General features: G+C 67.8%; 22 protein-coding genes. 2 read left to right on the forward strand and 20 right to left on the reverse strand.

What is annotated here, in order from left to right:
- The first annotated feature begins 10 nt into the window (after nucleotides 1–10).
- Together fliK and CHC02_RS17430 are read left to right on the forward strand one after the other, a co-directional pair.
- On the forward strand, nucleotides 11–1588 hold the full coding sequence (fliK, locus tag CHC02_RS17425; protein WP_089392708.1) for a flagellar hook-length control protein FliK: 1578 nt from the start codon (nucleotides 11–13) through the stop codon (nucleotides 1586–1588).
- Nucleotides 1585–1899, forward strand: coding sequence for an EscU/YscU/HrcU family type III secretion system export apparatus switch protein (locus CHC02_RS17430; RefSeq protein WP_089392709.1), 315 nt, complete (start codon nucleotides 1585–1587; stop codon nucleotides 1897–1899). The genes fliK and CHC02_RS17430 overlap by 4 nt, the downstream gene beginning before the upstream one ends.
- A gap of 47 nt (nucleotides 1900–1946) precedes the next feature.
- Here CHC02_RS17430 and CHC02_RS17435 read toward each other — a convergent pair whose 3' ends face one another.
- The 20 genes from CHC02_RS17435 to CHC02_RS17535 all read right to left on the reverse strand — a co-directional run bounded on the left by CHC02_RS17435 (nucleotide 1947) and on the right by CHC02_RS17535 (nucleotide 25633).
- A complete protein-coding gene (locus CHC02_RS17435) occupies nucleotides 1947–2444 on the reverse strand; it encodes a hypothetical protein (protein WP_089392710.1) in 498 nt (165 codons plus the stop codon).
- A 112-nt stretch (nucleotides 2445–2556) separates the two neighbouring features.
- Entirely contained in the window at nucleotides 2557–2967 is a 411-nt protein-coding gene (locus CHC02_RS17440; protein ID WP_089392711.1) for a DUF2802 domain-containing protein, read from the reverse strand.
- 1 nt (nucleotide 2968) lies between these two features.
- Nucleotides 2969–3448, reverse strand: coding sequence for a chemotaxis protein CheW (locus tag CHC02_RS17445; protein WP_089392712.1), 480 nt, complete (start codon nucleotides 3446–3448; stop codon nucleotides 2969–2971).
- Between the two features lie 74 nt (nucleotides 3449–3522).
- Nucleotides 3523–4398, reverse strand: coding sequence for a CheW domain-containing protein (locus CHC02_RS17450; protein WP_089392713.1), 876 nt, complete (start codon nucleotides 4396–4398; stop codon nucleotides 3523–3525).
- 83 nt (nucleotides 4399–4481) lie between these two features.
- Nucleotides 4482–5270: a ParA family protein gene (locus CHC02_RS17455; RefSeq protein WP_089392714.1), complete on the reverse strand. Its 789-nt coding sequence runs from the start codon at nucleotides 5268–5270 to the stop codon at nucleotides 4482–4484.
- A 46-nt stretch (nucleotides 5271–5316) separates the two neighbouring features.
- Complete coding sequence (motD, locus tag CHC02_RS17460) at nucleotides 5317–6207, reverse strand: flagellar motor protein MotD (protein WP_089392715.1); 891 nt, start codon at nucleotides 6205–6207, stop codon at nucleotides 5317–5319.
- 13 nt (nucleotides 6208–6220) lie between these two features.
- Nucleotides 6221–6961 carry a flagellar motor protein gene (locus tag CHC02_RS17465; protein WP_089392716.1) on the reverse strand — a complete coding sequence of 247 codons (741 nt, stop codon included), beginning with the start codon at nucleotides 6959–6961 and terminating at the stop codon, nucleotides 6221–6223.
- The gene (locus CHC02_RS17470) at nucleotides 6961–8061 is read right to left on the reverse strand and encodes a protein-glutamate methylesterase/protein-glutamine glutaminase (protein WP_089392717.1); all 1101 of its coding nucleotides are present in this window, start codon (nucleotides 8059–8061) and stop codon (nucleotides 6961–6963) included. The genes CHC02_RS17465 and CHC02_RS17470 overlap by 1 nt, the downstream gene beginning before the upstream one ends.
- A 53-nt stretch (nucleotides 8062–8114) precedes the next feature.
- The gene (locus CHC02_RS17475) at nucleotides 8115–10346 is read right to left on the reverse strand and encodes a chemotaxis protein CheA (protein WP_089392718.1); all 2232 of its coding nucleotides are present in this window, start codon (nucleotides 10344–10346) and stop codon (nucleotides 8115–8117) included.
- Between the two features lie 30 nt (nucleotides 10347–10376).
- Entirely contained in the window at nucleotides 10377–11165 is a 789-nt protein-coding gene (locus CHC02_RS17480; protein WP_089392719.1) for a protein phosphatase CheZ, read from the reverse strand.
- A 19-nt stretch (nucleotides 11166–11184) separates the two neighbouring features.
- A complete protein-coding gene (locus tag CHC02_RS17485) occupies nucleotides 11185–11559 on the reverse strand; it encodes a chemotaxis response regulator CheY (protein WP_009621098.1) in 375 nt (124 codons plus the stop codon).
- 224 nt (nucleotides 11560–11783) lie between these two features.
- On the reverse strand, nucleotides 11784–12527 hold the full coding sequence (gene fliA / locus CHC02_RS17490) for an RNA polymerase sigma factor FliA (RefSeq protein WP_074984740.1): 744 nt from the start codon (nucleotides 12525–12527) through the stop codon (nucleotides 11784–11786).
- On the reverse strand, nucleotides 12524–13375 hold the full coding sequence (gene fleN / locus CHC02_RS17495) for a flagellar synthesis regulator FleN (protein ID WP_370311049.1): 852 nt from the start codon (nucleotides 13373–13375) through the stop codon (nucleotides 12524–12526). The genes fliA and fleN overlap by 4 nt, the downstream gene beginning before the upstream one ends.
- Before the next feature lie 127 nt (nucleotides 13376–13502).
- Complete coding sequence (gene flhF, locus CHC02_RS17500; RefSeq protein WP_089392720.1) at nucleotides 13503–14807, reverse strand: flagellar biosynthesis GTPase FlhF; 1305 nt, start codon at nucleotides 14805–14807, stop codon at nucleotides 13503–13505.
- An 11-nt stretch (nucleotides 14808–14818) separates the two neighbouring features.
- Nucleotides 14819–16927, reverse strand: a complete 2109-nt coding sequence (gene flhA / locus CHC02_RS17505) for a flagellar biosynthesis protein FlhA (RefSeq protein WP_089392721.1) — start codon at nucleotides 16925–16927, stop codon at nucleotides 14819–14821.
- 470 nt (nucleotides 16928–17397) lie between these two features.
- A complete protein-coding gene (locus CHC02_RS17515; RefSeq protein WP_089392723.1) occupies nucleotides 17398–19779 on the reverse strand; it encodes an efflux RND transporter permease subunit in 2382 nt (793 codons plus the stop codon).
- A 14-nt stretch (nucleotides 19780–19793) separates the two neighbouring features.
- Entirely contained in the window at nucleotides 19794–20894 is a 1101-nt protein-coding gene (locus tag CHC02_RS17520) for a WD40/YVTN/BNR-like repeat-containing protein (RefSeq protein WP_089392724.1), read from the reverse strand.
- Nucleotides 20895–21794: 900 nt separating this feature from the next.
- Nucleotides 21795–24452, reverse strand: coding sequence for an aminopeptidase N (gene pepN, locus CHC02_RS17525; RefSeq protein WP_089392725.1), 2658 nt, complete (start codon nucleotides 24450–24452; stop codon nucleotides 21795–21797).
- Between the two features lie 61 nt (nucleotides 24453–24513).
- Nucleotides 24514–25359 carry a DUF2797 domain-containing protein gene (locus CHC02_RS17530; protein ID WP_176450335.1) on the reverse strand — a complete coding sequence of 282 codons (846 nt, stop codon included), beginning with the start codon at nucleotides 25357–25359 and terminating at the stop codon, nucleotides 24514–24516.
- Between the two features lie 13 nt (nucleotides 25360–25372).
- Nucleotides 25373–25633, reverse strand: coding sequence for a YeaC family protein (locus CHC02_RS17535; RefSeq protein ID WP_089392727.1), 261 nt, complete (start codon nucleotides 25631–25633; stop codon nucleotides 25373–25375).
- Nucleotides 25634–25814 lie beyond the last annotated feature (181 nt).

Genomic DNA, 25814 nt, shown 5'->3' on the forward strand with positions numbered 1-25814 from the left:
AAGGACGCAGATGCCGAGCGAGATTGGCGCTTCCCGCCCGCTCCCCATGCCCCTGGCCAGCCGCGCCGCGCAGAACGCCGGGGAGCTGTCGCTCAGGCTCGCCCGCAGCCTGGGCGACCTGCTGCCGCCGGGGCAGAGCGCCCAGGCCGAGGTGCTGGGCGTCAAGCAGGCGGCTGTCAGTTTCCAGTTGCTGCTGCGCCTGACCCTGGCCGGCGGCCAGCAGACGCTGGTCACCGCCGAGAGCCCGCAGGCCCTGGCCCAGGGCAGCACCCTGAACGTTTCCGCCCTCGGCGCCACCAGCCTGGTCGCCACCCTGCTGTCCGGCGCCCGGCAAGCGCTGGGCGACCTGCCGCCGCTGGACAGCCTCGACCTGGAACAGCTGCCGGTGGGCAGCCTGCTGCAGGGCAAGGTGCTGTCCAGCACGCCCCAGGGCGGCACCCCGGCGCAACCGGCCAGCTACCGGGTGCTGCTCAGCCTGCTCGGCGGCCCCCTGGCCGGGCGCATGCTGGACATCGACTCGGCCCGCCCGCTGAAGGCCGGCAGCCTGCTCAGCGCCCAGGTCCAGGACAGCCGCGCCCTGCTCTTCCTGCCGCTGGCCGGGCGCCTGGACCGCCTCGAACTGAACAACCAGTTGGGCACCCAGCAGGTCCGCCAATCCTCCACCGAGGGGCTGCTGGACGCGCTGCAGGCGCTCAAGCCCGGCAACCTGCCCCCAGCCCTGCGCGGCGCCGTGGACCGCCTGCTCGCCGGGCTGCCCGGCGTGCAGCAGCTCAGCGACGCCAAGGGCCTGGCCCAGGCCCTGCAACAGAGCGGCGGCTTCCTCGAGGCGCGCCTGCTGCAGGGTCTGCCGCCGCTGCCGGGCGACTTCAAGGCCAACGTCCTGCGCCTGCTCGGCCAACTGCTGCCCGCCGAGCAAGGCAGTGCCGCCCCCAACCTGCTGGCGAACCTCGCCAACAGCACCGCCGCCAACCTGGCCAGCAGCCTGCCGGCCTTCGTCCGCAACGCCCTGGGCGCGCTCAACCAGAACGGCAGCCCGCGCCTGCAGCAGGCGGACTTCCCGCTGCCCTCGCGCACGCTGCAGAAGCTGGAAGAGGAAGGCGACCTGGAATCCCTGCTGAAACTGGCCGCGGCCGCCGTGGCGCGGCTGCAGACGCACCAGTTGAGCAGCCTGGTGCAGAGCGAGCCGCTGCGCGGCGGCGGCCAGCTGCAGACCTGGCAGATGGAGGTGCCCATGCGCACCGAGGATGCGCTGGTGCCGCTGCAGGTCCGCATCCAGCACGAGGACAGGCGCGAATCCCAGGACAGCGAACAGCCGCGGGAAAGCCTGTGGCGCATCGACCTGGCCTTCGACCTCGACCCGCTGGGGCCGCTGCAGGTCCAGGCAACCCTCGCGCCCCTGGGCCTGAGCAGCCAGTTCTGGGCCGAGCGCGAAAGCACCGCGAGCCTGCTGGAACGCGAACTCGGCCACCTGCGCGAGCGCCTGCAGGACGCCGGCTTCACCGTGCGCGAACTGTGCTGCCGCCAGGGCCGGGCACCGCAAGGCCGGCGCACCGCACTGGAACAACGCTGGGTGGACGAAAAGGCATGAACAAACAGACGGCGCCGCGCCAGGCCATCGCCCTCAACTACGACGGCCAGAACACCCCCACCCTCAGCGCCAAGGGCGACGCCGAACTGGCCGAGGCCATCCTGGCCATCGCCCGCCAGCACGAAGTGCCGATCTACGAGAACGGCGAACTGGTACGCCTGCTGGCCCGCCTGGAACTGGGCGACGCCATCCCCGAGCAGTTGTACCGCACCCTGGCGGAAATCATCGCCTTCGCCTGGTACCTCAAGGGCAAGAGCCCAGCCCCGCGAGCGCCGCAAGATGCGGCGAAGGCATTGATGTTGAGGCCCTAGACCGAAGGCACTTCGTCATGAAGCGCCTTCTCCACAAGCCATCCCTTCTACGTGTGCTCAGGCCACTGCGGCATGCCGGTGGCCGACCTGGGTGGCAGGGCTTCGCTGGGAAGCAGCGGATGGGCTCCTGGGAAGCTTCCCTGCTCGGCTTCGGAATAATCGACAATGCTGGCGACGACCGAGCGCAGTTGGCCCAGGCTGAAGGGCCGTTCCAGCACCTGCAGCAGCGGCACGTGCTGGCGCCAGGCCCAGTCCAGCAGTTCGCGGCGCTGCGCCTCGCTGAAGCTGCCGACCAGCAGGAACTGCTGGATGCCCGGGTTGCGGCTCAGGTGCAGGAGGGTCGCGAGGTCGTCCTCGCAAAGGCTGAACTTGTCGTAGATGAACAGGTTGTAGCGCTGCCCGCCGGCCAGCGCCTGGTCCACCTCGGCCAGGTTCACGCACAGGCTCAGGTGGTAGACCTCCAGGCGGTTCAGCAGGATGCCGTACTGCTGCAGGCAGCCGGGATGGGGGCAGAAGACCAGGGTGCGGCGCGACAGCGGCAACATGGCGGTTTCCTCGAAAAAAAAGCGACGCGAGTCACTCTATAGGGGTGTTTCGAGGAAAAAGATCGGATAAATCCGAAAAGGCCCTAAGGGTATACCGAGGGACCGACGGGCTTCAGTCCTGCTGCTTGTGGCCGCTGTGCAGGCGGGTGATCAGCTCCGCCTCGGCCTGGGACAGCCCGCAGGCCTGGGCCAGGTCGGACGCCGACGCGCCCATCCCGGCCAGGCGCGCGGCCTGGCTGAAGGACAGGCTGGTGGGGTCGCGCTGCTCCAGGCGCGCCAGGCGCTCGGGCAGGCTGGCCAGTTGCTTGCGCAACTCGCCCAGTTCCTCGCCCATGCGCACGTTGACACGCTGGTAGGCCTCGCTGCGCTTGGCCAGCTCCTTCAGGCGCTGTTCCAGGGCGGCGTGGCGCGCGGCCTGCTCGGCCAGCTGCGCGGCCAGGCGGCGCTGCCCCTGCAGCAGCCAGGCGCAGAAGCCGATCAGCCCGAGGCAGACGACGGCGAGCAGGACGACGAGTTCGAGCACCTCAGATGCTCTCCAGCTCCGACCACTCTTCCTCGGTCATCATCTTGTCCAGCTCGACCAGGATCAGTAGCTCGCCGTTCTTGTTGCACACGCCCTGGATGAACTTGGCCGACTCGTCGTTGCCGACGTTGGGCGCGGTCTCGATCTCGGACTGGCGCAGGTAGACCACCTCGGCGACGCTGTCGACCAGGATGCCCACCACCTGCTTGTCCGCCTCGATGATGACGATGCGGGTGTTGTCCGAGACCGACGCCGAGTCCAGGCCGAAGCGCTGGCGGGTGTCGATCACGGTGACCACGTTGCCGCGCAGGTTGATGATCCCCAGCACGTAGCTGGGCGCGCCCGGCACCGGGGCGATCTCGGTGTAGCGCAGCACTTCCTGGACCTGCATCACGTTGATGCCGTAGGTCTCGTTGTCCAGGCGGAAGGTGACCCACTGCAGAATCGGATCTTCGGCACCTTGCGCAGACGTCTTGTTCATATCCCTAGCCTCTCGTGTTCGGCCACGCCCCAAGGGTAGCGCAGCGGTTGTCGTTCAATTGCCTCGCCAGCCCGTCAGTGGCGGGCCCGGCTGCGGAGCGCGCCGCTGTCGATCAGCCCGGCCAGGGCCGAGACGTCGAGCAGCGCGCACATCTGTTCGATCACCGTGCCGGCCAGCCACGGGCGTTGCTGGCGCTGGCTGCGCCATTTCACCTCGGACGGGTCCAGGCGCACGGAGCGGCTGACCTGGTGCACCGCCAGGCCCCATTCGTAGCCCTGCACGGAAATCACGTACTGCAGACCTTCGCGGTAGTCGTCGCGGTAGCGCTCGGGCATCACCCAGCGCGCGGTGTCCAGCACCTTCAGGTTGCCCGACTGGCTGGGCAGGATGCCGAGGAACCAGTCCGGCTGGCCGAACAGCGGCGTCAGCTCCTTGCCGGCCAGCGGGTAGATGGAGCCCAGGCATACCAGCGGCACGGCCAGGGTCAGCCCGGCGACGTCGAACAGCAGGCACTCGAAGGGCTCGGCGGCCCACACCGGGCGACCGTCGTCGAGCAGCGCCAGCGGCGCCGGGGGCATCTGCGCGCTGCCCGGGCGGTGCAGGTCGATCACCTCGTCGGCGGCTTCCTCCGGCGCTGCGGCCTCGGCCACCGGCGGCTCGACGGGCTGTGGCGCCTCGGCCACCGGCGCAGTGGCGCGCGCGACCAGGCGCGCATCGCGCACCTGCTCCTCGAGCACCGCGGCCTCGAACTCGTCGAGGCTGACGCTGCTGCCGGGCTCGGGCTCGGCGACCGGCGCCACGGGCACAGGCACCGCGGTCAGCACCGGGGCGGCCGGCGCAGGGGCCGGCGCCTGGGCCTCGAAATCGTCGAATGTGGCCTCCTGCAGCAGCGCGTCCAGGTAGGACTGCAGCGCGAGCTGGGGGCGTGTGGCGGTAGCGGAACGGCTCATGCAGGAAATCCGCGCAAAGGGTTCACCCAGCCTATCGGCCGGACCGGGCTCAGACTTGAAGGCACCCGTCGGAAAAACATCGCTCAGGCCACCTGGCTCGCCGGCACCTGGCCGAGCAGGTGCTTGAGCAGTGCGCGGTAGGCGATCACCCCGCGGCTGTTGGCGTCGTGGCGCGAGGGCACCACGCCATGGCGGCTGGCGTCGCGCAGGCGGGTGTCGATCGGGATGAACGCCGGCCACAGGGTGTCCGGGTAGGTGTCGCGCAGCATGCGCAGGGCTCCGATGGAGGCCTGGGTCCGGCGGTCGAACAGCGTCGGCACTATGGTGAAGGGCAGCGCCTGGCGCCGCGAGCGGTTGACCATGTTGAGGGTGTTGACCATGCGCTCCAGGCCCTTCAGCGCCAGGAACTCGGTCTGCACCGGGATCACCAGGTGCTGGCTGGCGGCCATGGCGTTGACCATCAGCACGCCCAGCAGCGGCGGGCTGTCGATGATGGCGTGGTCGAAGTCCTGCCACAGCTGCGCCAGGGCCTTGGAGACCACCAGGCCCAGGCCGTTCTGCCCGGGCGACTGGCGCTCCAGGGTGGCCAGGGCGGTGCTCGACGGCAGCAGGGCGATCTTCTCGTGGCTGGTGGGCAGCAGCAGTTGCCGCGGCAGCCCCTCGGGCACCGCGCCCTGGTGCTGGAACAGGTCGAAGACGCTGTGCTCCAGGGTGTCCGGGTCGTGCCCGAAGTAGCTGGTCATGGAGCCGTGGGGGTCGAGGTCGACCACCACCACGCGCTTGCCGGCGTCGGCCAGCAGGCCGGCCAGGGCGATGGACGAGGTGGTCTTGCCGACGCCACCCTTCTGGTTGGCTACCGCCCAGACTTTCATGCTGCTCTCCCCGGTCCGTATGCTCGGTTCATGTCTTTCATCGTTCTCAGCTCCCAGGCGCGGGCGCCGGCGCCGCCGACGGGGAATTGACGGTTGCCGCCGCGGGCGCATCGCTGGCAGCCACCGGTGCAGGTTGCGTGCCAGCCTGCCGCAGGGCGCCATCCGGCTGCGCCTTGGCGCTGCCCACGCCGCTGACGCTACGGCGCACTTCCAGGTTGCGGGAGATCACCAGCACCACCCGGCGGTTGCGCGCGCGGCCCTCGGCGCTGGCGTTGTCCGCCACCGGCTGGAACTCGCCGTAGCCCACCGCCGCCATGCGCGAGGGGGAAACGCCGTCCTGGGCCAGCAGGCGGACTATGCTCGCCGCCCGCGCCGCCGACAACTCCCAGTTGGTGGGGTACTGGGCGTTGTGAATGGGGACGTTGTCGGTGAAGCCCTCGACGTGGATGGGGTTCTGGTAGGGCGCCAGAATCCCGGCGACCTTCTCGACGATGCCGAAGGCGGCGTCCGCCGGCATGGCGTCGCCGCTGGGGAACAGCAGGCTGGAGTTGAGGGTGATCTCGATCCACAGCTCGTTGCCGCGCACGCTCAACTGGTCGCTGCCGATCAGGTCGCCGAACTGTGCGCGCACGGCATCGGCTATCTGCGTCAGCGGGTCGCCGTCGAGGTTGTCGTCGCCGCCCTGCTGCATGGCGTCGCTGGGCTGCCGGGTGGTGCGCGGGCGGTCGTCGCCCACCGGGATCGGCCTGATCGAGCGGTCCGGCTGGTTGAACACGCCGGTGAGGGTCTCGGAGAGGATCTTGTACTTGCCCTCGTTGATCGAGGAGATGGAGTACATCACCACGAAGAAGGCGAACAGCAGGGTGATGAAGTCCGCGTAGGACACCAGCCAGCGTTCGTGGTTCTCGTGCTCCTCGCGGGGCGGGCGGCGGGCCATGGCGCAGCGCCCCTCAGCCGACGAAGCCTTGCAGCTTCAGTTCGATGGAGCGCGGGTTCTCGCCCTCGGCGATGGACAGCAGGCCTTCCATGAGCATTTCCCGGTAGCTGGACTGGCGCAGCACCAGGCTCTTGAGCTTGTTGCCCACCGGCAGCAGCAGCAGGTTGGCCATGCCCACGCCGTAGATGGTGGCGACGAAGGCCACGGCGATGCCGTTGCCCAGCTGGCTGGGGTCGGCCAGGTTGCCCATCACGTGGATCAGGCCCATGACCGCGCCGATGATGCCGATGGTCGGCGCGTAGCCGCCCATGGCCTCGAACACCTTGGCGGCCTGCAGGTCGCGGCCTTCCTGGTTGAACAGGTCGACTTCGAGGATGCTGCGGATGGCCTCCGGCTCCACGCCGTCCACCAGCAGCTGCAGGCCCTTGCGCGCGTAGGGGTCGGGCTCGGCGTCGGCGATGGTCTCCAGGCCCAGCAGGCCTTCCTTGCGCGCGGTCATGCTCCAGCCCACCACGCGGTTGATGCCGCCGGGCAGGTCGATCTTCGGCGGCAGGACGATCCAGCGCAGCAGGCTCAGGGCGCGCTTGAGCACCAGCACCGGGGTCTGCACCAGGGCCGCGGCCAGGGTGCCGCCGACCACGATGAGCGCCGCCGGGCCGTTGGCCAGGGCGCTGATGTGCCCGCCCTCGAGGAAGTTGCCGCCGATGATGGCGACCAGCGCGAGGATCAGGCCGACGAGGCTCAGTACATCCATCAGCCACAGGCCTCGGAGAGGTGCCGGCCGATGTCGTCGAGGCTGTACACGGCGTCGGCCAGGCCGGCCTTGGCGATGGCCATGGGCATGCCGTAGATCACGCAGCTGGCCTCGTCCTGGGCCCACACCTGGCTGCCGCTCTGCTTGAGCATGCGCGCGCCCTCGCGGCCGTCGGCGCCCATGCCGGTGAGGACCACCGCCAGGACCTTGTCGCCGTAGGCCTTGGACGCCGAGCCGAAGGTGACGTCGACGCAGGGCTTGTAGTTCAGGCGCTCGTCGCCGGGGAGGATGCGCACCACCCCGCGCGAGTCGATCATCATCTGCTTGCCGCCGGGCGCCAGCAGGGCCAGGCCGGGGCGCAGGTGGTCGCCGTCCTCGGCTTCCTTGACGCTGATCTTGCAGAGCTTGTCCAGGCGCTCGGCGAAGGCCTTGGTGAAGGCCGCCGGCATGTGCTGGATCAGCACCAGGGGTGCGGGGAAGTTGGCCGGCAGCTGGGTCAGCACCCGCTGCAAGGCTACCGGCCCACCGGTGGAGGTACCGATGGCGACCAGCCGGTAGGGCTTACGCTTTGGCGCGGCGGAGGCCGCCGGGGCCGAGGCCGGGGCGGGTACCGGCTGCGCGGAAGCGCGCGGCGCGGCGCTGGCCGGCGCCGGGGCGCTGGCGCCGCTGCCGGGGGAGCTCAGGAAGGACGCGTAGCGGCGGTTGGCGCGGGCGATGCTGTGGACCTTCTCGCAGAGCAGCTGGCGCACCTTCTCGGGGGTGCGCGAGATGTCCTCGAAGTTCTTCGGCAGGTAGTCCACCGCGCCGGCGTCCAGGGCGTCGAGGGTGACGCGGGCGCCTTCGTGGGTCAGCGAGGAGAACATCAGGACCGGCGTCGGGCAGCGCTGCATGATGTTGCGCACCGCGGTGATGCCGTCCATCAGCGGCATCTCGTAGTCCATGGTGATGACGTCGGGCTTGAGCGCCAGCGCCTGCTCGATCGCCTCGCGGCCGTTGGTGGCCGTGCCGACCACCTGAATCTGCGGGTCGGCGGAGAGGATCTCCGAGACGCGGCGGCGGAAGAATCCCGAATCGTCCACTACCAGGACTTTGACAGCCATAAACACTCCTGATTGAAGCCTTGCGGGCGCGCGGGCGTCCCCGCGCGCCGGGTTCAGATACGCCGCGCGTAGCGCTTGAGCATGCTCGGCACATCGAGGATCAGGGCGATGCGCCCGTCGCCGGTGATGGTCGCCCCGGCCATGCCGGGGGTGCCCTGGAGCATCTTGCCCAGGGGCTTGATCACCACCTCTTCCTGGCCCACCAGCTGGTCGACCACGAAACCGATGCGCTGGGTGCCCACCGAGATGATCACCACGTGGCCCTCGCTGGATTCGTCGCACTGCGCGCCCGGCACCAGCCAGCGCTTGAGGTAGAACAGCGGCAGGGCCTTGTCGCGGACGATCACCACTTCCTGGCCGTCGACCACGTTGGTGCGCGACAGGTCCAGGTGGAAGATCTCGTTGACGTTGACCAGCGGGAAGGCGAAGGCCTGGTCGCCGAGCATCACCATCAGCGTCGGCATGATCGCCAGGGTCAGCGGCACCTTGATGACGATCTTCGAGCCCTGGCCCTTGGCCGAGTAGATGTTGATGATGCCGTTGAGCTGGGAAATCTTGGTCTTCACCACGTCCATGCCGACGCCGCGGCCGGACACGTCGGAAATCTCGGTCTTGGTCGAGAAGCCCGGGGCGAAGATCAGGTTGTAGCAGTCCGACTCGCTCAGGCGCTCGGCGGCGTCCTTGTCCAGCAGGCCCTTCTCCACCGCCTTGGCGCGGAGGATGTCCGGGTCCATGCCCTTGCCGTCGTCGGAGATCGACAGCAGGATGTGGTCGCCCTCCTGCTCGGCGGACAGCACCACCCGGCCGCCGCGCGCCTTGCCGGCGGCCTCGCGCTCCTCGGGCGACTCGATGCCGTGGTCCACGGCGTTGCGCACCAGGTGCACCAGCGGGTCGGCCAGGGCCTCGACCAGGTTCTTGTCCAGGTCGGTCTCCTCGCCCACCAGCTCGAGGTTGATCTCTTTCTTCAGGTTGCGCGCCAGGTCGCGCACCAGCCGCGGGAAGCGTCCGAAGACCTTCTTGATCGGCTGCATGCGCGTCTTCATCACCGACATCTGCAGGTCGGCGGTGACCACATCGAGGTTGGCCACGGCCTTGGCCATGGCCTCGTCGCCGCTGTTGCTGCCCAGGCGCACCAGGCGGTTGCGCACCAGCACCAGCTCGCCGACCATGTTCATGATCTCGTCCAGGCGCGCGGTGTCCACGCGCACCGTGGTTTCCGCCTCGCTGGCGCTCTTCTCGTGGGCCGGCGCGGGAACGGCGGCTGGGCGCGGGCTGTCCGCGGGCTTGGCGGCCGGCTTGGGCGCGGGCTTGGGCTTGGCCACGGCGGCCGGCTCGGCGGCCTTGGCCGGCGCGGGGGCGGCTGACGGGGCCGGCGTGGCGGCAGCGTCGGCGCTGAACTTGCCCTTGCCGTGCAGTTGGTCCAGCAACGCCTCGAATTCGTCGTCGGTGATGTTGTCGCCGCCGGCGGCGGGCGCCTCGGCTTCGGCCGGCGCAGCGGGTTCTTCCGTCGCACCGCCGAACTTGCCCTTGCCGTGCAACTGGTCGAGCAGCGCCTCGAACTCGTCGTCGGTGATCTCGTCGCCAGCGGCCGGCGCTTCGGCCGGAGCGGGCGCAGCGGCCGACTCTTCCGGCAGGCTGCTGGCGCCGCTGAACTGGCCCTTGCCGTGCAACTGGTCGAGCAGGGCCTCGAATTCGTCGTCGGTGATCTCGTCGCCGGCGCCGGCGGCCTCGGCCTGCGGCGGCTGTTCGGCCTGCGGCGCCTGGTCGCCCGGCTGCAGGGCGTCGAGCAGTTGCTCGAACTCGGCGTCGGTGATGTCGCCATAGGCGGCCGGCTCGGCGGCGGGTTCCGGCGCGGCGGCTTCTTCCCGGGGCGCGGCTTCGACGGCGTCGTCCTCGCCCGGTTCGGCCAGGCGCGCCAGCGCGGCGAGCAGCTCGGGGGTGGCCGGGGTCGGCTCTTCCTGGTCGCGGACCTGGGCGAACATGACGTTGACCGTGTCCAGCGCCTGCAGGACCACGTCCATCAGCTCGGAGGTGACGCGGCGTTCACCCTTGCGCAGGATGTCGAAGACGTTCTCCGCCACGTGGCAGCACTCCACCAGGGCGTTCAGCTGGAGGAAGCCGGCGCCGCCCTTGACGGTGTGGAAACCACGGAAAATGGCATTGAGCAGGTCCATGTCGTCCGGCCGGCTTTCCAGCTCGACCAGTTGCTCGGACAGTTGCTCGAGAATCTCGCCGGCCTCCACCAGAAAGTCCTGGAGGATCTCGTCATCGGCGTCGAAGCTCATTCGGTGCTCCCCACGGTGTGTTCACACACCTCAAAAACCAAGGCTGGACAACAGGTCATCGACGTCGTCCTGACCGGATACGACGTCCATTCTCTTATCGGCAGCAACCTGCGGACCTTCACCCTTGGACGATCTTTCTTTTTCCACGGCCGTGCGCAGGCCCTCGTGGTCGTGCTCGATGCCGGCGTAGCGGTCCACCTGCCCGGCCATCCAGACCAGCTTGACCAGGTTGCTCTCCACCTCGGTGACCAGCCGGGTGACGCGCTTGATCACCTGCCCGGTGAGGTCCTGGAAGTCCTGCGCCAGCAGGATGTCGTTCAGGTGCGCGGAGAGCTTGCGGCTGTCCTGGGCGCTGCTGTAGAGGAAGGCCTCGACACGCTTGGCCAGCTCGCGAAAGGCCTCAGGGCCCAGCTCGCGGCGCATGAAGCGCGACCACTGTTCCTGCAGCTCCTTGGCCTCGCCCTCGATGTGGCCGACCAGCGGCGTGCACTCTTCCACCAGGTCCATGGTGCGGTTGGCCGCCTTCTCGGTCATCTGCACCACGTACGACAGGCGGTCGGTGGCGTCGGCGATCTGCGACATTTCCTCGGCGTGGCGCGAGCGCGGGTCGATCTGGAAATTGACGATGGCGTTGTGCAGCTCGCGGGTGAGCTTGCCAACCTCCTGGTAGAGGCCGCGGTCACGGGCCTGGTTGAGCTCCTGGATGAGCTGCACGGCCTGCTGCACTTCGCCGCGCTCCAGGCTCTCGACCAATTCGCGCGCGTGTTTCTTCAGGGTCGACTCGAAGTCGCCCCCCTTGGATTCGTTGACGAGATCCATGACGCCCTCTTGGTCGGCTTCAGCCGCCGACCCGCTCGAATATCTTCTCGATCTTCTCTTTCAGCACCTGGGCGGTGAAAGGCTTGACCACGTAGCCGTTGACCCCGGCCTGGGCCGCTTCGATGATCTGGTCGCGCTTGGCCTCGGCGGTGACCATCAGCACCGGCAGGTGCTTCAGGCGCTCGTCGGCGCGCACCGCGCGCAGCAGGTCGATGCCGGTCATGCCGGGCATGTTCCAGTCGGTGACGAGGAAGTCGAAGTTGCCGCTGTGCAGCATCGGCAGCGCGGTGGTGCCGTCATCGGCTTCCGCGGTGTTGGTGAACCCCAGGTCGCGCAGGAGGTTCTTGATGATGCGCCTCATCGTGGAGAAGTCGTCCACGATGAGAATTTTCATGTTCTTGTCCAAACCTGCCTCCGTCCAGTCCCGGCGCGCCGTGGCGGGCGCGCCTTGAATACCCTTGGGCGGGCGCCCTGGCGGCGCCTGCCGTGTTGCTTGTCGGTGGCGGGGTGCCCCGCCCTTTCGCCGCCCTCATAGCAAAGGGCCAGCAGTTGTCGAACCGACGGGATTCTATACGCCCCGCCGGAAAATTCCGTTACTTCCTTGCGTCCACCGGTCGATCAGTGCGCACGCCACTCCGACAGCCGGGCCCGCAGGCGCGCGGCGCACTGGCTGTGCAGCTGGCTGACCCGCGACTCGCTCACCCCGAGCACCTCGCCGATCTCCTTGAGGTTCAGCTCCTCGTCGTAGTACAGCGCCAGCACCAGGCGCTCGCGCTCGGGCAGCTTGGTGATGGCGTCGGCCAGCGCCTGCTGGAAACGCTCGTCCTCCAGGCCGTGGGAGGGCTCGTTGTCCAGGTGCGTGGTGTCTTCCGCCGGGCCCTGGGCGCCTTCCTGCAGCAGGTCGTCGAAGCTGTACAGGCGGCTGCCCTGGGTGTCGCTCAGGATCGCGTAGTAATCGTCGAGGCTCATATTGAGTTCGGCAGCGACTTCCTGATCTTTAGCGTCGCGTCCGGTTCGCGCCTCGATGGTGCGGATCGCGTCGCTGACCAGGCGGGTGTTGCGGTGCACCGAACGCGGCGCCCAGTCACCCTTGCGCACCTCGTCGAGCATGGCCCCGCGGATGCGGATGCCGGCGTAGGTCTCGAAACTGGCTCCCTTGCCCTGGTCGTACTTCTTCGCCGCCTCGAGCAGGCCGATCATCCCGGCCTGCATCAGGTCCTCCACCTGCACGCTGGCCGGCAGCCGGCCCAGCAGGTGGTAGGCGATACGCTTGACCAGCGGCGCATAGCGCTGGATCAGTTCTTCCTGGGAATTGCGCGCCTGCGTCTTGCTGTACATAAGCGCTCCGGAGCCGCTCATCATACGGTCGAACCCGTGGTCGGATGCTGCACCAGGCGCTCGACGAAGAACTCCAGGTGCCCGCGCGGGTTGGCCGGCAGCGGCCAGCTGTCGACTTTCTGGGCGATGGCGCGGAAGGCCAGCGAGGCCTTGCTGCGCGGGAAGGCTTCATACACCGAGCGCTGCTTCTGCACGGCCTTGCGCACCGACTCGTCGTAGGGGATGGCGCCGACGTACTGCAGCGCCACGTCGAGGAAGCGGTCGGTGACCTTGGTCAGCTTGGCGAACAGGTTGCGCCCTTCCTGCGGGCTGTGCGCCATGTTCGCCAGCACGCGGAAGCGCGTCATGCCGTAGTCGCGGTTCAGCAGCTTGATCAGTGCGTAGGCATCGGTGATCGAGGTCGGTTCGTCGCAGACCACCAGCAGCACTTCCTGGGCCGCGCGGACGAAGCTGACCACCGAATCGCCGATGCCGGCAGCAGTGTCCACCAGCAGCACGTCGATGTTCTCGCTGATGTCGCTGAAGGCCTGGATCAGCCCGGCGTGCTGCATGGGCGAGAGCTGCACCATGCTCTGCGTGCCCGAGGCCGCCGGGACGATGCGGATGCCGCCGGGGCCCTGGAGGATCACGTCACGCAGGTCGCATTCGCCTTCGATGACGTCGGCCAGGGTGCGCTTGGGCGAAAGCCCCAGCAGCACGTCGACGTTGGCCAGGCCGAGGTCGGCGTCCAGCAGCATGACGCGGCGGCCGAGGTCGGCCAGCGCCATCGCCAGGTTCACCGAGACGTTGGTCTTGCCGACGCCACCCTTGCCACCGGTGACCGCGATTACCTGAACGGGATGCATACCCATAGTCTTACCTTGTCTCTTCATCGTCCCCGGCGCGGTGGGCGCCTGGGTCTGCCGGTCGCGGTGCTCTCCCGCCACCAGCGCTTACGGATCTGCTCGAGCATCCGTATCCGCCTGGAACCCCCGCGTGCGGGGGCGCCCCTGGAATCCGTCAGCCGACGTGTCGCGCCGGCTGCTGATAGAGGCCGGCGAACATGCCGGCCATGGTGTCCTCGCATGGCTCCTCGGGAGCCTGCAGGCTGACCGCGCGGCTGACCAGCTGGTGCGCGCGCGCCACCTGCAGATCATCCGGAATTCGCGGCCCGTCCGCCAGATAGGCAACCGGCATGCGTTGTGCTATCACCAGCGCCAGGGCCTCGCCCAGGCTGCCCGCCTCGTCCAGCTTGGTCAGTATGCAACCGGCCAGGCCGCAGCTGCGATAGGCATGCCAGGCGGCCTTGAGCACCTGGCTCTGGCTGGTCGCGGCCAGCACCAGGTAATTCTTCACGCTCAGGCTCTGCGCCGCCAGGGCCTCGAGCTGCATGCGCAGCGCCGGGTCGCTGGCCGGCAGGCCGGCGGTGTCGATCAGCACCAGGCGCTTGCCCGCCAGCGGCGCCATGGCCTGCAGCAGCGACTGGCCGGGGTCGACCAGGGTCACCGGCACGTTGAGGATGCGGCCCAGGGACTTGATCTGCTCCTGGGCGCCCAGGCGGAAGCTGTCCATGCTGACCAGCGCCAGGTTGTGCGCACCGTACTTGAGGACGTAGCGCGCCGCCAGCTTGGCCAGGGTGGTGGTCTTGCCCATGCCGGCCGGGCCGACCAGGGCGATCACCCCGCCCTGCTCCAGCAGGTCGGCGTCGGGGGTGCGGATCGAGCGCGCCAGGTGGGCCAGGAGCATGCGCCAGGCCTGCTTGGGGTCGACGATCGAGGCCACGCGCTCGAGCAGCTGGCGGCCCAGGTCCGCCGGCATGCCCATGCGCTGCAGGCGGCGCCACAGGCCGGCCTGCTTCGGGCGCTGGTGCTGCAGCTGGCTCCAGGCGATGGAGCCCAGCTGCACTTCGAGCAGCTCGCGCAGGCCGTTGAGTTCGAAGCGCATGGCGTCCAGCGCCTGCTGGCTGACGGCGGCCGGCGCGGCGGCGGGCGCCGGGGCGGCCATGGCCTCGGCCAGGCTCGGGCGTTTGGCCGGCTCGGCGCCGTACAATTGACGGTCCTTGCGCGCGGTGGCGGCGGCGCGCACCGGGCTGTCCAGCTCGGCGCGGGCCTGGGCGATGCGCTGCTGGGTCTGGCGCAGCTCGGCCTCCAGCGCCGGGTTCGGCTTGCTGGCCGCTGCCGGTGGCTGGTAGTCCAGCGCCGCGGTCAGCTCGACACCGCCGGCGACCCGGCGGTTGCCGATGATGGCGGCATCCGCGCCCAGCTCGTCACGGACCAGTTTCATGGCCTGACGCATATCGGCGGCGAAGAAGCGTTTAACCTGCATGGCGCTGTCCTTCAGTTCTGTCCAACGGTGGCGACGATGGTGACTTGCTTGTTATCCGGAATTTCCTGGTAGGCCAGCACGCTCATGCTCGGCACCGCCATCCGCGCGAAACGCGACATCATCGCGCGGATCGGCCCGGCCACCAGCAGGATCGCCGGCTTGCCGAGCATTTCCTGGCGCTGTGCGGTCTCGACCAGCGAGCGCTGCAGTTTTTCCGCCATGCCCGGCTCCAGCAGAATGCCGTCTTCCGAACCTTGCCCGGCCTTCTGCATGCTGTTCAGCAAGATCTGTTCCAACCTGGGCTCGAGGGTGATCACAGGCAGCTCCGGCTCTAGTCCCACGATGCCTTGGACGATTGCGCGGCTCAGCGCCACCCGTACCGCGGCCACCATGGCGGCGGGATCTTGACTCTTGGCGGCAACGTTGGCGATGGCCTCGGCGATGGTGCGGATGTCACGCACCGGCACCTGCTCCTGCAGCAGGTTCTGCAGGACCTTGAGCAGGGTGGACAGGGAAATCAGCCCCGGAACCAGCTCTTCCGCCAGCTTCGGCGAGGTCTTGGCCAGCAGCTGCAGCAGTTGCTGGACTTCCTCGTGGCCGAGCAGCTCGTGGGCATGCTTGTGCAGCACCTGGTTGAGGTGGGTGGCGACCACGGTGCTGGCGTCCACCACGGTGTAGCCCAGGGACTGCGCCTGGTCGCGCTGGCCGGGCTCGATCCACACGGCTTCCAGGCCGAAGGCCGGGTCCTTGCCGGCGATGCCGTTGAGGGTGCCGAAGACCTGGCCGGGGTTGATCGCCAGCTCGCGGTCCGGGTAGATCTCCGCCTCCGCCACGCTGACGCCCATGAGCGTCAAGCGATAGGCGTTGGGCAGCAGGTCGAGGTTGTCGCGGATGTGCACCGAGGGCATCAGGAAGCCCATGTCCTGGGACAGCTTCTTGCGCACGCCCTTGATCCGCGCCAGCAGCTGGCCGCCCTGGTTGCGGTCCACCAGCGGGATCAGCCGGTAGCCGACCTCCAGGCCGACCATGTCCACCGGGGTCACGTCGTCCCAGCCCAGCTCCTTGGTTTCCTGGGCGCGCTGGGCCGGCAGCAGTTCCTGCTGGCGCTGGGTTTCCTGGACCTCGGCCTGGGCCGCCTTGCGCTGGCGCTGGACGATCAGCCAGGCGCCGCCGGCGGCCACCGCGCCGAGGCCGATGAAGGAGACGTGGGGCATGCCCGGGACCAGGCCCATGGCGATGAGGATGGCGGCGGAGATGGCCAGGGCCTTGGGCGAGGCGAACATCTGCCGGTTGACCTGCTGGCCCATGTCCTCGGAGCTGGAGACGCGGGTCACCATGATCGCCGCGGCGGTGGACAGCAGCAGCGACGGCAGCTGCGCCACCAGGCCGTCGCCGATGGTCAGCAGGGCGTAGACCTTGCCGGCGTCGCCGAAGGACATGGAATGCTGGATCACGCCGATCAGGTTGATGAAGAGGATCAGCAGGCCGGCGACGGCGTCGCCGCGGACGAACTTGCTGGCACCGTCCATGGAGCCGTAGAAGTCGGCCTCCTGGGCCACCTCGGCGCGGCGTTTCTTGGCCTCGGCCTGCTCGATGAGGCCGGCGTTGAGGTCGGCGTCGATGGCCATCTGCTTGCCGGGCATGGCGTCCAGGGTGAAACGCGCGCTCACTTCGGAGATGCGCCCGGCGCCCTTGGTGACCACCACGAAGTTGATGATCATGAGGATCGCGAAGACCACGATGCCGACCACGTAGTTGCCGCCGATCACCACCTCGCCGAAGGCCTGGATCACCTTGCCGGCGGCGGCGTGGCCATCGTGGCCGTGGAGCAGCACCACGCGGGTGGAGGCGACGTTCAGCGCCAGGCGCAGCAGGGTGGCGACCAGCAGGATGGTCGGGAACACGGCGAAGTCCAGCGGGCGCAGGGCGTACACGCAGACCAGCAGGACGACGATGGACAGGGCGATGTTGAAGGTGAAGAGCACGTCCAGCAGGAACGGCGGGATCGGCAGGGTCATCATGCCCAGCATCGCCAGCAGCAGCAGCGGCACACCCAGGTTGCCGCGGCCCAGCCCGGCCAGGTTGCTGCGCACTGTTCCGATCAATTGCGTACGATCCACCCCGAACTCCCCTGCCCTGGTACAACAAACTTTTGACGCCGACGGTGCCGGCGCAAGGGTATCTGCAGGAAGCGTTCCAACTTTTCCGGAGCCAGGTGTGGCGCGGATTTCCGACGAAATCCCGGGGGGCGGCCAAGGCCAACGGCGGGAGTGGCGACGTAGCCAGGAGTATCAGGATGGCTGCGGATTTTCCGGCCGCTCAGGACAGCCCCCTCTCCCGCTTGCGGGAGAGGGTTGGGGAGAGGGCGCTCTAAAGCCCAGCACCTAAAGTCCCCTGCAAACCCCGTTCGCGAGCAAGCTCGCTCCTACGAAAAGCACCTCGGCAGCGCTTCCTTGTAGGAGCGCGCCCTGCGCGCGATTCGCGGGCAGGGCCCGCTCCTACACTTCCGGGTAGCCGGGGTGATGGGTTCGTCGCCCCGGCAAGCAAAAAAACCGCGGCCGAAGCCGCGGTTTTCTGGGTCACGCCAGGATCAGTGGACCAGGATCGAGGCCTTCTTCGCCCGGACCTTCTCCGGGTTGATCAGGAAGCGGGCCAGGGCCGGCAGCAGCCAGAGCGCGCCGAACATGTTCCACAGCAGCATGAAGGTCAGCATCAGGCCCATGTCGGCCTGGAACTTGATGGCCGAGAAGATCCAGGTGGCCACGCCGATGGCCAGGCACAGGCCGGTGAACAGCACGGCCTTGCCGGTGGACTTCAGGGTCTCGTAGTAGGCCTCCTGCAGCGACAGGCCCTGGCGCAGGAACGACTCCAGGCGGGTGTAGATGTAGATCCCGTAGTCCACGCCGATGCCCACGCCGAGCGCGATCACCGGCAGCGTCGCCACCTTGACGCCGATGCCGAGGGTGGCCATCAGCGCGTTGCCCAGCACCGAGGTGAGGATCAGCGGCAGGACGATGCAGAGGGTCGCGGCGAAGGAGCGGAAGGTGATCATGCACATGACCGCCACGCAGATGTAGACCAGCACCAGGATGATCAGCTCGGACTGCTTGATCACCTCGTTGGTGGCCGCCTCGATGCCGGCGTTGCCCGCGGCCAGCTTGAACTTCAGGTCATCCTTCTCGTGCTCGGCGGCGAACTCCTGCACGGCATGCACGGCGCGGTCGAGGGTCTCGGCCTTGTGGTCGTTGAGGAACACCAGCAGGGGCGCCAGCGAGCAGCTGCTGTTGTACAGGCCGTCGGCGCGGCTGATGGAGTTGTTCAGCACGTCCTTGTTGCGCGACAGGGTCTCCCACTTCAGGTTGCCCTCGTTCATGCCCTTGATCACCTGCTTGGACACGGTGACCAGGGAGATGGCCGACTGCACGCCCTCGGTGTTCTCCAGCTTCCACGACAGCTCGTCGATGGCCTGCAGCGTCTGGTGCGCGGAGCAACCCTCGGCCGCCGACTCGACCATCACCACCAGCACGTCGGAGCTGGTGGAGTAGTTGCGGATGATGAAGTCGTTGTCCTGGTTGTAGCGCGAGTCCGGGCGCAGCTCCGGGGCGCCCTGGTCGAGGTCGCCGATCTTCAGGTGATGGCCCTGCCAGAGGCCGCCGGCGAACATCACCAGGGCGATCAGGATGGAGATGGGCGCCACCTTGGAACTGGCGAAGTTGGACAGCAGGCGCCAGAACGGATGCTCGCGCACCGCGTCCTTCTTGCTGCGCTCCACCGCGCGCTTGCTGATGCCGATGTAGGAGATCGCCACCGGCAGCAGGATCAGGTTGGTGAAGACGATCACCGCCACGCCGATGGAGGCGCCGATGGCCAGCTCGCGGATCACCCCGATGTCGATCACCAGCAGGGTGATGAAGCCCACGGCGTCGGCCAGGATGGCGATCATGCCCGGCAGGAACAGCTGGCGGAAGGTGCGCCGCGCGGCCAGCAGCGGGGTTTCCGCGTCACTGGACTGCAGGGCGATGCCGTTGATCTTCTGCACCCCGTGGGAAATGCCGATGGCGAAGATCAGGAAGGGCACCAGCATCGAGTACGGGTCCAGCCCGAAGCCGATGCAATGCAGCAGGCCGAGCTGCCAGATCACCGCCACCAGGGTGGTGGACAGCACGGCGATGGTCGAGCGCACGCACTTGGTGAACCACAGCAGCAGCACCAGGGTGATGACGAAGCAGATGCCGAAGAAGCCGACCACCATCAGCAGGCCGTCGATCAGGTCGCCGACCTTCTTGGCGAAGCCGACGATGTGGATCTTCACGTTGGGGTTCTGCACCTGGTACTTGTCGCGGATCTTCTCTTCCAGCTCATGGGAGAACTGGCGGTAGTCCAGCTTCAGCAGCTTGCTCTGGTCCTTGGCGTCGGGGTAGACCTCCAGCAGCGGCACGTCGACGATGCTGGACTTGAAGTTGTTCGCCACCAGGCGGCCGATCTGCCCGGACTTGAGCACGTTGTCGCGCAGCTTCTCCAGGGCCTTGGCCGAACCGTCGTAGGTCTGCGGGATGACCTCGCCGCCGGCGAAGCCTTCCTCGGTCACCTCGGTCCAGCGCACGCTGGGGCTCCACAGCGACTTCAGGCCGGAACGGTCGACGCCGGGGATGTAGAACACCTCGTCATGGATCTGCCGCAGGGTGTCCATGTACTCCTTGGTGAAGATGTCGCCGTTCACCGCTTCCACCGAGATGCGCACGGTGTTGCCCAGGTTGGCCAGGTCGTTGACGTGGGCCAGCATGTTCTGGATGAACGGGTGCTTGAGCGGGATCATCTTCTCGAAGCTGGTGGACGGCCGCACCTGGGTCGCCTGGAAGGCGAGGAACAGGGTCGCCAGCAGGCAGAGGACGATCACGATCGGGCGGTTGTTGAAGATCAGGCGCTCGAGCAGGGTCGCCTTGTCCTGGTGATGCGAATTGACTGCGTTCATGGGGCTTCCCCGGCTCATTGTTGTTCTGTCAGCTCGGCGCCGGTCGCCGAAGCCAGGTGGATGCCGCCCTGGCCGACCAGCACCAGGTTGCCGTCGCCGGCCGCGCCGACCCCGGCCAGCGCCAGGCGGTCGGGCCGGTTGAAGATGTTGAAGGTGCGGCCGTCGTCCTTGCTCACCAGCACGCTGCCGCTGTTGCCGACCACGGCGATGCTGCCGTCGGGCAGCAGCGAGCCTTCGGCCAGGCCGAACTCCAGCACGCCGTCACCGGCGATGGGCAGCGCCACCTGTTGCCAGGTGTCGCCGAAATCGGTGGAGCGGAACAGGTGCCCGCGCAGGCCATAGATGAGCACGGTGCCGGGCTGGGCGGTGCCGACGGCGCCGAACAGCGAACCCTCGTAGGGGCCCTGCAGTTTCTCCCAGGTCTGGCCCCAGTCCTTCGAGCGGAACAGGCTGCCGGACTCGCCCACCACCAGCAGGCCGGAATCCTTCACCGCGGCGATGCCGTTGAGGTGGAACTGGTCCTCGTTGTCCAGGCGCTCGCTGACGTCTTCCCAGCTCTTGCCGCCGTCGCGGGTTTCCAGCATGGCGCCGTAGGCGCCCACGGCCAGGCCGTGGCTCTCGTCCTGGAACCACACGTCCAGCAGCGGCGCCTCGCGCTTGAGGTCCTCGAACTGGCGCGTCCAGGTGGCGCCGGCGTCCTCGCTGACGAGAATCTGCGCGTCGTGGCCGACCGCCCAGCCCTTCTTGTCGTTGACGAAGAACACCGCGGTCAGCAACTGGCGGGTGGGCACCTTGGCCTGGATCCAGTTCTTGCCGTTGTCGTCGGAATAGAGGATGTGCCCGCGATCACCGACCGCCACCAGGCGCTTGCCGGCGTGGCTGACGCTCAGCAGCAGGCTGCTGGGGGCCTTGGCCGAGGCGATGGCATAGCCATCGGTGTCGCTGGCCGGCGCATCCGCCGCGCTGGCGTGCAGCGGAACGGCCGCCAGCCACAGCAGCGAGAACGCGCCGAGCAGCGAAAGCGATTTGCGCAGGGGGGACGGGGAAGCGGAAACCGAGGGCCCGGACGAACGCACGGACAGCTCGCCGGTGGCGTGCCGCAGATGCTCACGCATATAGCCTTACCTCTTTGTTTTTATTGCAGGCGGATAGGGAGTGGTCGTTATATGCCAGCCTTTCTGCAGCCTGACAATTAAAGGCACGTTATCTTTTGTTAAGCGCGGCGGGACTCATCCAAAAGGACTAGGGAAAGCTGCAGCCCAGTCACCACGCGGCTTCCAGCGGACACGAAAAAAGATACCGACGGTAACACTCCGGGTATTTGCGGGTACCTGGACGCGTCCGGGGAAACACTCGGGAACCTGCGGTGCGGATATGTGCAGGAGCGGACTCCGTCCGCGATCCGCGCGGGAATCTCCGGCTATCGCGGACAAAGTCCGCTCCTACGACCGTGCTTCCCTGGAATTGTAGGAGCGGGCCCTGCCCGCGATTTCGCGCGCAGGGCGCGCTCCTACAGGGGAATGGCGCGGGTGGGGCGGCGTAGGAGCGAATCTCATCCGCGATCCGCGCCGGAATCTCCGGCTATCGCGGACGAAGTCCGCTCCTACGGCCGTGCTTCCCTGGAATTGTAGGAGCGGGCCCTGCCCGCGATTTCGCGCGCAGGGCGCGCTCCTACAGGGGAATGGCGCGGGTGGGGCGGCGTAGGAGCGGATCTCATCCGCGATCCGCGCCGGAATCTCCGGCTATCGCGGACGAAGTCCGCTCCTACGGCCGTGCCCGAGCGTAGGGCGAATAACCGTTCGCGGTTATCCGCCGCCGGCCGGAACACCGATGCCCGGGACAATTGGCGGATAACGCCGTAGGCGTTATGCGCCCTACGTTGGAAGGGGTAGCGCAGGATGGGTTGAGCGAAGCGATACCCATCCTGCGAAGAGCACCTCGGCGCAAATCCACGGGCGAAAAAAAAGTGTTACCGGCAAGGCCGATAACACTTTTTCCGCCAGCTGCGCGCAGCGTCAGGCGAGGCTCTTGCTCACCACCTCGTAGACGTCGCTGGACAGCTCGCCCGAGGCCAGGATGCGTTCCAGCTCGGCGCGCATCAGGCCCTGGCGCGCCGGGGCATACTTGCGCCAGCGGGTCAGCGGCGCCAGCAGCCGCGAGGCGATCTGCGGGTTGAGCGCGTTGAGGGTGATCACCTGGTCGGCCAGGAAGCGGTAGCCGGCCCCGTCGGCGCGGTGGAAGTTGACCAGGTTCTGGTTGGCGAAGGCGCCGATCAGCGCGCGGATCTTGTTCGGGTTCTTCAGGGTGAAGGCCGGGTGGCCCATCAGCGCCTGCACCCGCTCCAGCCCGCCGGGCAGGGTGCAGCCGGCCTGTACGCTGAACCACTGGTCCATCACCAGCGGGTTGTCCTTGAAGTAGTCGGCGAACATTTCCAGGCCCTTGGCCTTCTCGTCGTCGTACGGCGAGTTGACCAGCACCGCCAGGGCGGTCAGGCGTTCGGTCATGTTGTCGCAGGACTCGTACTGCTCCAGGCAGGCCGCCAGCACCTCGTCGCCGCCCACCAGCATCAGGTAGGACAGCGCGATGTTCTGCAGGCTGCGCCGGGCGATGTGCTCGGCCTCGGCCACGTAGGGGGTCTTGCGCGAGATTTCGCGGTTGGCCTGGTAGCGCTGCCACAGCGGCTCGCGCAGGGCCTCGGCGATGCGCTGGCGGGCGAACTCGCGGGCGGCGTGGATGGCCTCGACGTCGGCCACCTCGCTCAGCTCGGTGAGGTAGGCCTCGCTGGGCAGCGAGAGCATCTCGGCGACCATCGCCTGGTCCAGCGCGTTGTCCTGCAGCAGGGTGTGGAAGGCGCTGAGCAGGCGCTCGTCGAGCACCAGTGGCTCGCCGCGCTGGTGCTGGCCGATCAGCTCCTGGAGCACCTGCACCGAGAGCTGCTGGCCGGCTTCCCAGCGGTTGAAGCCGTCCTCGTCGTACTGCATGAGGAACATCAGCTGGTCGCGGCCGTAGGGGAAGCTCAGCTTCACCGGCGCGGAGAAGCCGCGCAGCAGCGAGGGCAGCGGCTTCTCGGCCAGGCCGACGAAGGTGAAGGACTGCTCTGCCTCGGTCACCTGCAGCACGCGGTTGCTGCCGTGGGCATGTTCCTCGCCGGCCAGGCGCAGCGGCAGCGGGTTGCCCAGGGCGTCGAGCAGGCCCATTTCCACCGGGATGACGAAGGGCTGCTTGACCTGCTGGCCCGGGGTCGGCGGGCAGCTCTGGCGGAAGGTCAGGGTGTAGCGCTGCGCCGCCGCGTCGTAGCTTTCCTCCACCGCCAGGCGCGGGGTGCCGGACTGGCTGTACCAGCGCTTGAACTGCGTCAGGTCCACGCCGTTGGCGTCTTCCATGGCCTTGACGAAGTCGTCGCAGGTCACCGCCTGGCCGTCATGGCGCTCGAAGTACAGGTCGGTGCCCTTGCGGAAGCCCTCGGCGCCGAGCAGGGTGTGGATCATGCGCACCACTTCCGAGCCCTTCTCGTAGACGGTCAGGGTGTAGAAGTTGGAAATCTCGATGAACGAGTCCGGGCGCACCGGGTGGGCCATGGGGCCGGCGTCCTCGGCGAACTGGTTGGTGCGCAGGAAGGCCACGTCCTCCACGCGCTTGACGGTGCGCGAGTTCATGTCGGCGGAGAACTCGCTGTCGCGGAACACGGTGAAGCCTTCCTTGAGCGACAGCTGGAACCAGTCGCGGCAGGTCACGCGGTTGCCCGACCAGTTGTGGAAGTACTCGTGGGCCACCACGCCCTCGACGCGCTGGTGCGCGGCGTCGGTGGCGGTCTCGGCCCTGGCCAGCACGCAGCTGGAGTTGAAGATGTTGAGCCCCTTGTTCTCCATGGCGCCCATGTTGAAGTCGTTGACCGCGACGATCATGAAGATGTCCAGGTCGTACTCGCGGCCGTAGACCTTCTCGTCCCAGCGCATGGCCTTCTTCAGGCTGTCCATGGCGTGCTGGCACTTGTCGATGTTCTCCGGCTCGACGTAGATGCGCAGGGCGACCTCGCGCTCGCTCAGGGTGGTGTAGGTGTCTTCCACCGCCCAGAGGTCGCCGGCGACCAGGGCGAACAGGTAGGCCGGCTTCCTGAACGGGTCCTGCCAGGTGGCCCAGTGCCGCCCGTCCTCTTCCGAGCCGCTGGCCACCGGGTTGCCGTTGGACAGCAGCACCGGGTACTTGTGCTGCTCGGCCGAGACCGTGGTGGTGAAGCTGCTCATCACGTCCGGGCGGTCGAGGTAGTAGGTGATCTTGCGGAAGCCCTCGGCCTCGCACTGGGTGCAGAACATCTTGCCGGACTTGTACAGGCCTTCCAGCGCGGTGTTGCTCTCCGGGTGGATGCGCACCGTGCTGTCGACGGTGAACTGACTGGCGGTGGGCTGCAGGGTCAGGTGGTTCTCGTCCAGCTGGTAGTCGCCCTCCTCCAGCACCCGGTCGTCCAGGGCCACCCACTGCAGCTCCAGCTGCTGGCCGTCGAGCACCAGCGGCGGCAGGCCTTCGCCGCGCTCGGGGTTGCGCCGCATGACCAGTTGCGCGTGGACCAGGGTGTGGTCCTCGTACAGCTCGAAGGTCAGGTTGGTCTCGTCGATCAGGTACTCGGGCGCCTGGTAGTCCTTGAGGTAGATGACTTTCGGTTGATCGGTGCGCATGGTGGCCCTCCGGGCAGCTTCAAGCTTCGTGCTTCAAGCCGCAGGTTCGTGGTTCGCCGGCTCAGCTGGCCGCTTGAGGCTCATAGCTGATGGCTAGCTGATAAGCCGTGTACTTACGGATATTGATGACGCCGCTGTCGAAGATCAGGTACTGGCCCTTGATGCCTTGCAGGGTACCCTCCACCACCGGCGTCTTGTCCAGATCGAAGCTGGTGATCTTGGCCAGGTAGGCCTCCACCGGGTAGCGGATCTCGATCGGCTCGAGGTCGCTCACCGGCTGGATCGCCTGCAGGCCGAAGCGCTGCTGCAGCTCGCGCAGGCCCTCGGCGCAGTGGTCGAACAGCTGCTCGCGGATGGCCGCCAGGTCCAGCGGCTCGGCCTCGCCCTTGAGCAGGGCGCGCCAGTTGGTGCGGTCGGCCACCTGGCTGCGCAGCAGGTCTTCCACCAGCCCGGACTGCTGGCGCGTGGCCACGCGCAGGATCGGCAGCGCCTGGCGGGCGCCCTGGTCGATCCAGCGGGTCGGCACCTGGGTGGCGCGGGTGATGCCCACCTTCACCCCCGAGGAGTTGGCCAGGTAGACCACGTGGTCGGTCATGCAGAAGCGCTCGCCCCACTCCGGCTCGCGGCAGGTGCCTTCGTCGTAGTGGCACTTTTCCGGGCTGACGATGCAGCTGTCGCACTGCGCCAGCCTGGTGAAGCAGGGGTAGCAGTAGCCCTGGCTGAAGCTCTTCTTCGTCTTGCGCCCGCAATGGCAGCAGTGGATGGCGCCCAGGTACTCCAGGCGCACCGTCCTGCCGATCAGCGGGTTGACCGCGATTTCCTCCTCGCCGAGGCGGAAGGCGTACTGCACGGGGCTTTCAAGGCGCGCCGACATCTTGCTCAGGGCGCCGCGTCCTAGCTCTTTCATCAAAGCCCGGTCATCAGTGCAGCGAATTGGACGAGAAGAGGATGTTGGGGATCGGCTCGGCGTGGGACTCGCATTCCTGCGGGCCCATGTAGCCGGTGCGCTGGTCCTCGGGCAGGTTCTGCAGTTCCCAGGCGATCATCGCCTGCAGGCACAGTTCCTTCTGCTCCTGGGTGAGCTTGCGGCCGTCCGGCCACTTGCCGATCTCCACGGCGAGCTTGAGGCTCTCGTAGATGTCCGGGGTGATGTTCTCGATGGTTTCGGCGAAGGACGACATGGGGCCGGCTCCTGCTGGGGGCAAAACCGGCATTCTACCGGGCCCGGCGGCCTGGCGCACGAACAGAGGTCAAACGGTGGCATGGACGTAGGGCAATGAAATGGACTCCTCCCTCCTACGGCATCTAGGTGCCAGACTGATGTGTTGGCAACAGTCCCGGAGGGGGAGTCACGATGAACAT

It is taken from the genome of Pseudomonas delhiensis (assembly GCF_900187975.1).
GTDB lineage: Bacteria > Pseudomonadota > Gammaproteobacteria > Pseudomonadales > Pseudomonadaceae > Pseudomonas > Pseudomonas delhiensis.

What these genes read in the sequence shown, in the direction of transcription:
- fliK (WP_089392708.1), top strand. Translation starts at nt 11, where the DNA reads ATGCCGAGCGAGATTGGCGCTTCCCGCCCGCTCCCCATGCCCCTGGCC.
- CHC02_RS17430 (WP_089392709.1), top strand. Translation starts at nt 1,585, where the DNA reads ATGAACAAACAGACGGCGCCGCGCCAGGCCATCGCCCTCAACTACGAC.
- CHC02_RS17435 (WP_089392710.1), bottom strand. Translation starts at nt 2,444, where the DNA reads ATGTTGCCGCTGTCGCGCCGCACCCTGGTCTTCTGCCCCCATCCCGGC.
- CHC02_RS17445 (WP_089392712.1), bottom strand. Translation starts at nt 3,448, where the DNA reads ATGAACAAGACGTCTGCGCAAGGTGCCGAAGATCCGATTCTGCAGTGG.
- CHC02_RS17450 (WP_089392713.1), bottom strand. Translation starts at nt 4,398, where the DNA reads ATGAGCCGTTCCGCTACCGCCACACGCCCCCAGCTCGCGCTGCAGTCC.
- CHC02_RS17455 (WP_089392714.1), bottom strand. Translation starts at nt 5,270, where the DNA reads ATGAAAGTCTGGGCGGTAGCCAACCAGAAGGGTGGCGTCGGCAAGACC.
- motD (WP_089392715.1), bottom strand. Translation starts at nt 6,207, where the DNA reads ATGGCCCGCCGCCCGCCCCGCGAGGAGCACGAGAACCACGAACGCTGG.
- CHC02_RS17465 (WP_089392716.1), bottom strand. Translation starts at nt 6,961, where the DNA reads ATGGATGTACTGAGCCTCGTCGGCCTGATCCTCGCGCTGGTCGCCATC.
- CHC02_RS17470 (WP_089392717.1), bottom strand. Translation starts at nt 8,061, where the DNA reads ATGGCTGTCAAAGTCCTGGTAGTGGACGATTCGGGATTCTTCCGCCGC.
- CHC02_RS17475 (WP_089392718.1), bottom strand. Translation starts at nt 10,346, where the DNA reads ATGAGCTTCGACGCCGATGACGAGATCCTCCAGGACTTTCTGGTGGAG.
- CHC02_RS17480 (WP_089392719.1), bottom strand. Translation starts at nt 11,165, where the DNA reads ATGGATCTCGTCAACGAATCCAAGGGGGGCGACTTCGAGTCGACCCTG.
- CHC02_RS17485 (WP_009621098.1), bottom strand. Translation starts at nt 11,559, where the DNA reads ATGAAAATTCTCATCGTGGACGACTTCTCCACGATGAGGCGCATCATC.
- fliA (WP_074984740.1), bottom strand. Translation starts at nt 12,527, where the DNA reads ATGATGAGCGGCTCCGGAGCGCTTATGTACAGCAAGACGCAGGCGCGC.
- fleN (WP_370311049.1), bottom strand. Translation starts at nt 13,375, where the DNA reads ATGAAGAGACAAGGTAAGACTATGGGTATGCATCCCGTTCAGGTAATC.
- flhF (WP_089392720.1), bottom strand. Translation starts at nt 14,807, where the DNA reads ATGCAGGTTAAACGCTTCTTCGCCGCCGATATGCGTCAGGCCATGAAA.
- CHC02_RS17515 (WP_089392723.1), bottom strand. Translation starts at nt 19,779, where the DNA reads ATGAACGCAGTCAATTCGCATCACCAGGACAAGGCGACCCTGCTCGAG.
- CHC02_RS17520 (WP_089392724.1), bottom strand. Translation starts at nt 20,894, where the DNA reads ATGCGTGAGCATCTGCGGCACGCCACCGGCGAGCTGTCCGTGCGTTCG.
- pepN (WP_089392725.1), bottom strand. Translation starts at nt 24,452, where the DNA reads ATGCGCACCGATCAACCGAAAGTCATCTACCTCAAGGACTACCAGGCG.
- CHC02_RS17530 (WP_176450335.1), bottom strand. Translation starts at nt 25,359, where the DNA reads ATGAAAGAGCTAGGACGCGGCGCCCTGAGCAAGATGTCGGCGCGCCTT.
- CHC02_RS17535 (WP_089392727.1), bottom strand. Translation starts at nt 25,633, where the DNA reads ATGTCGTCCTTCGCCGAAACCATCGAGAACATCACCCCGGACATCTAC.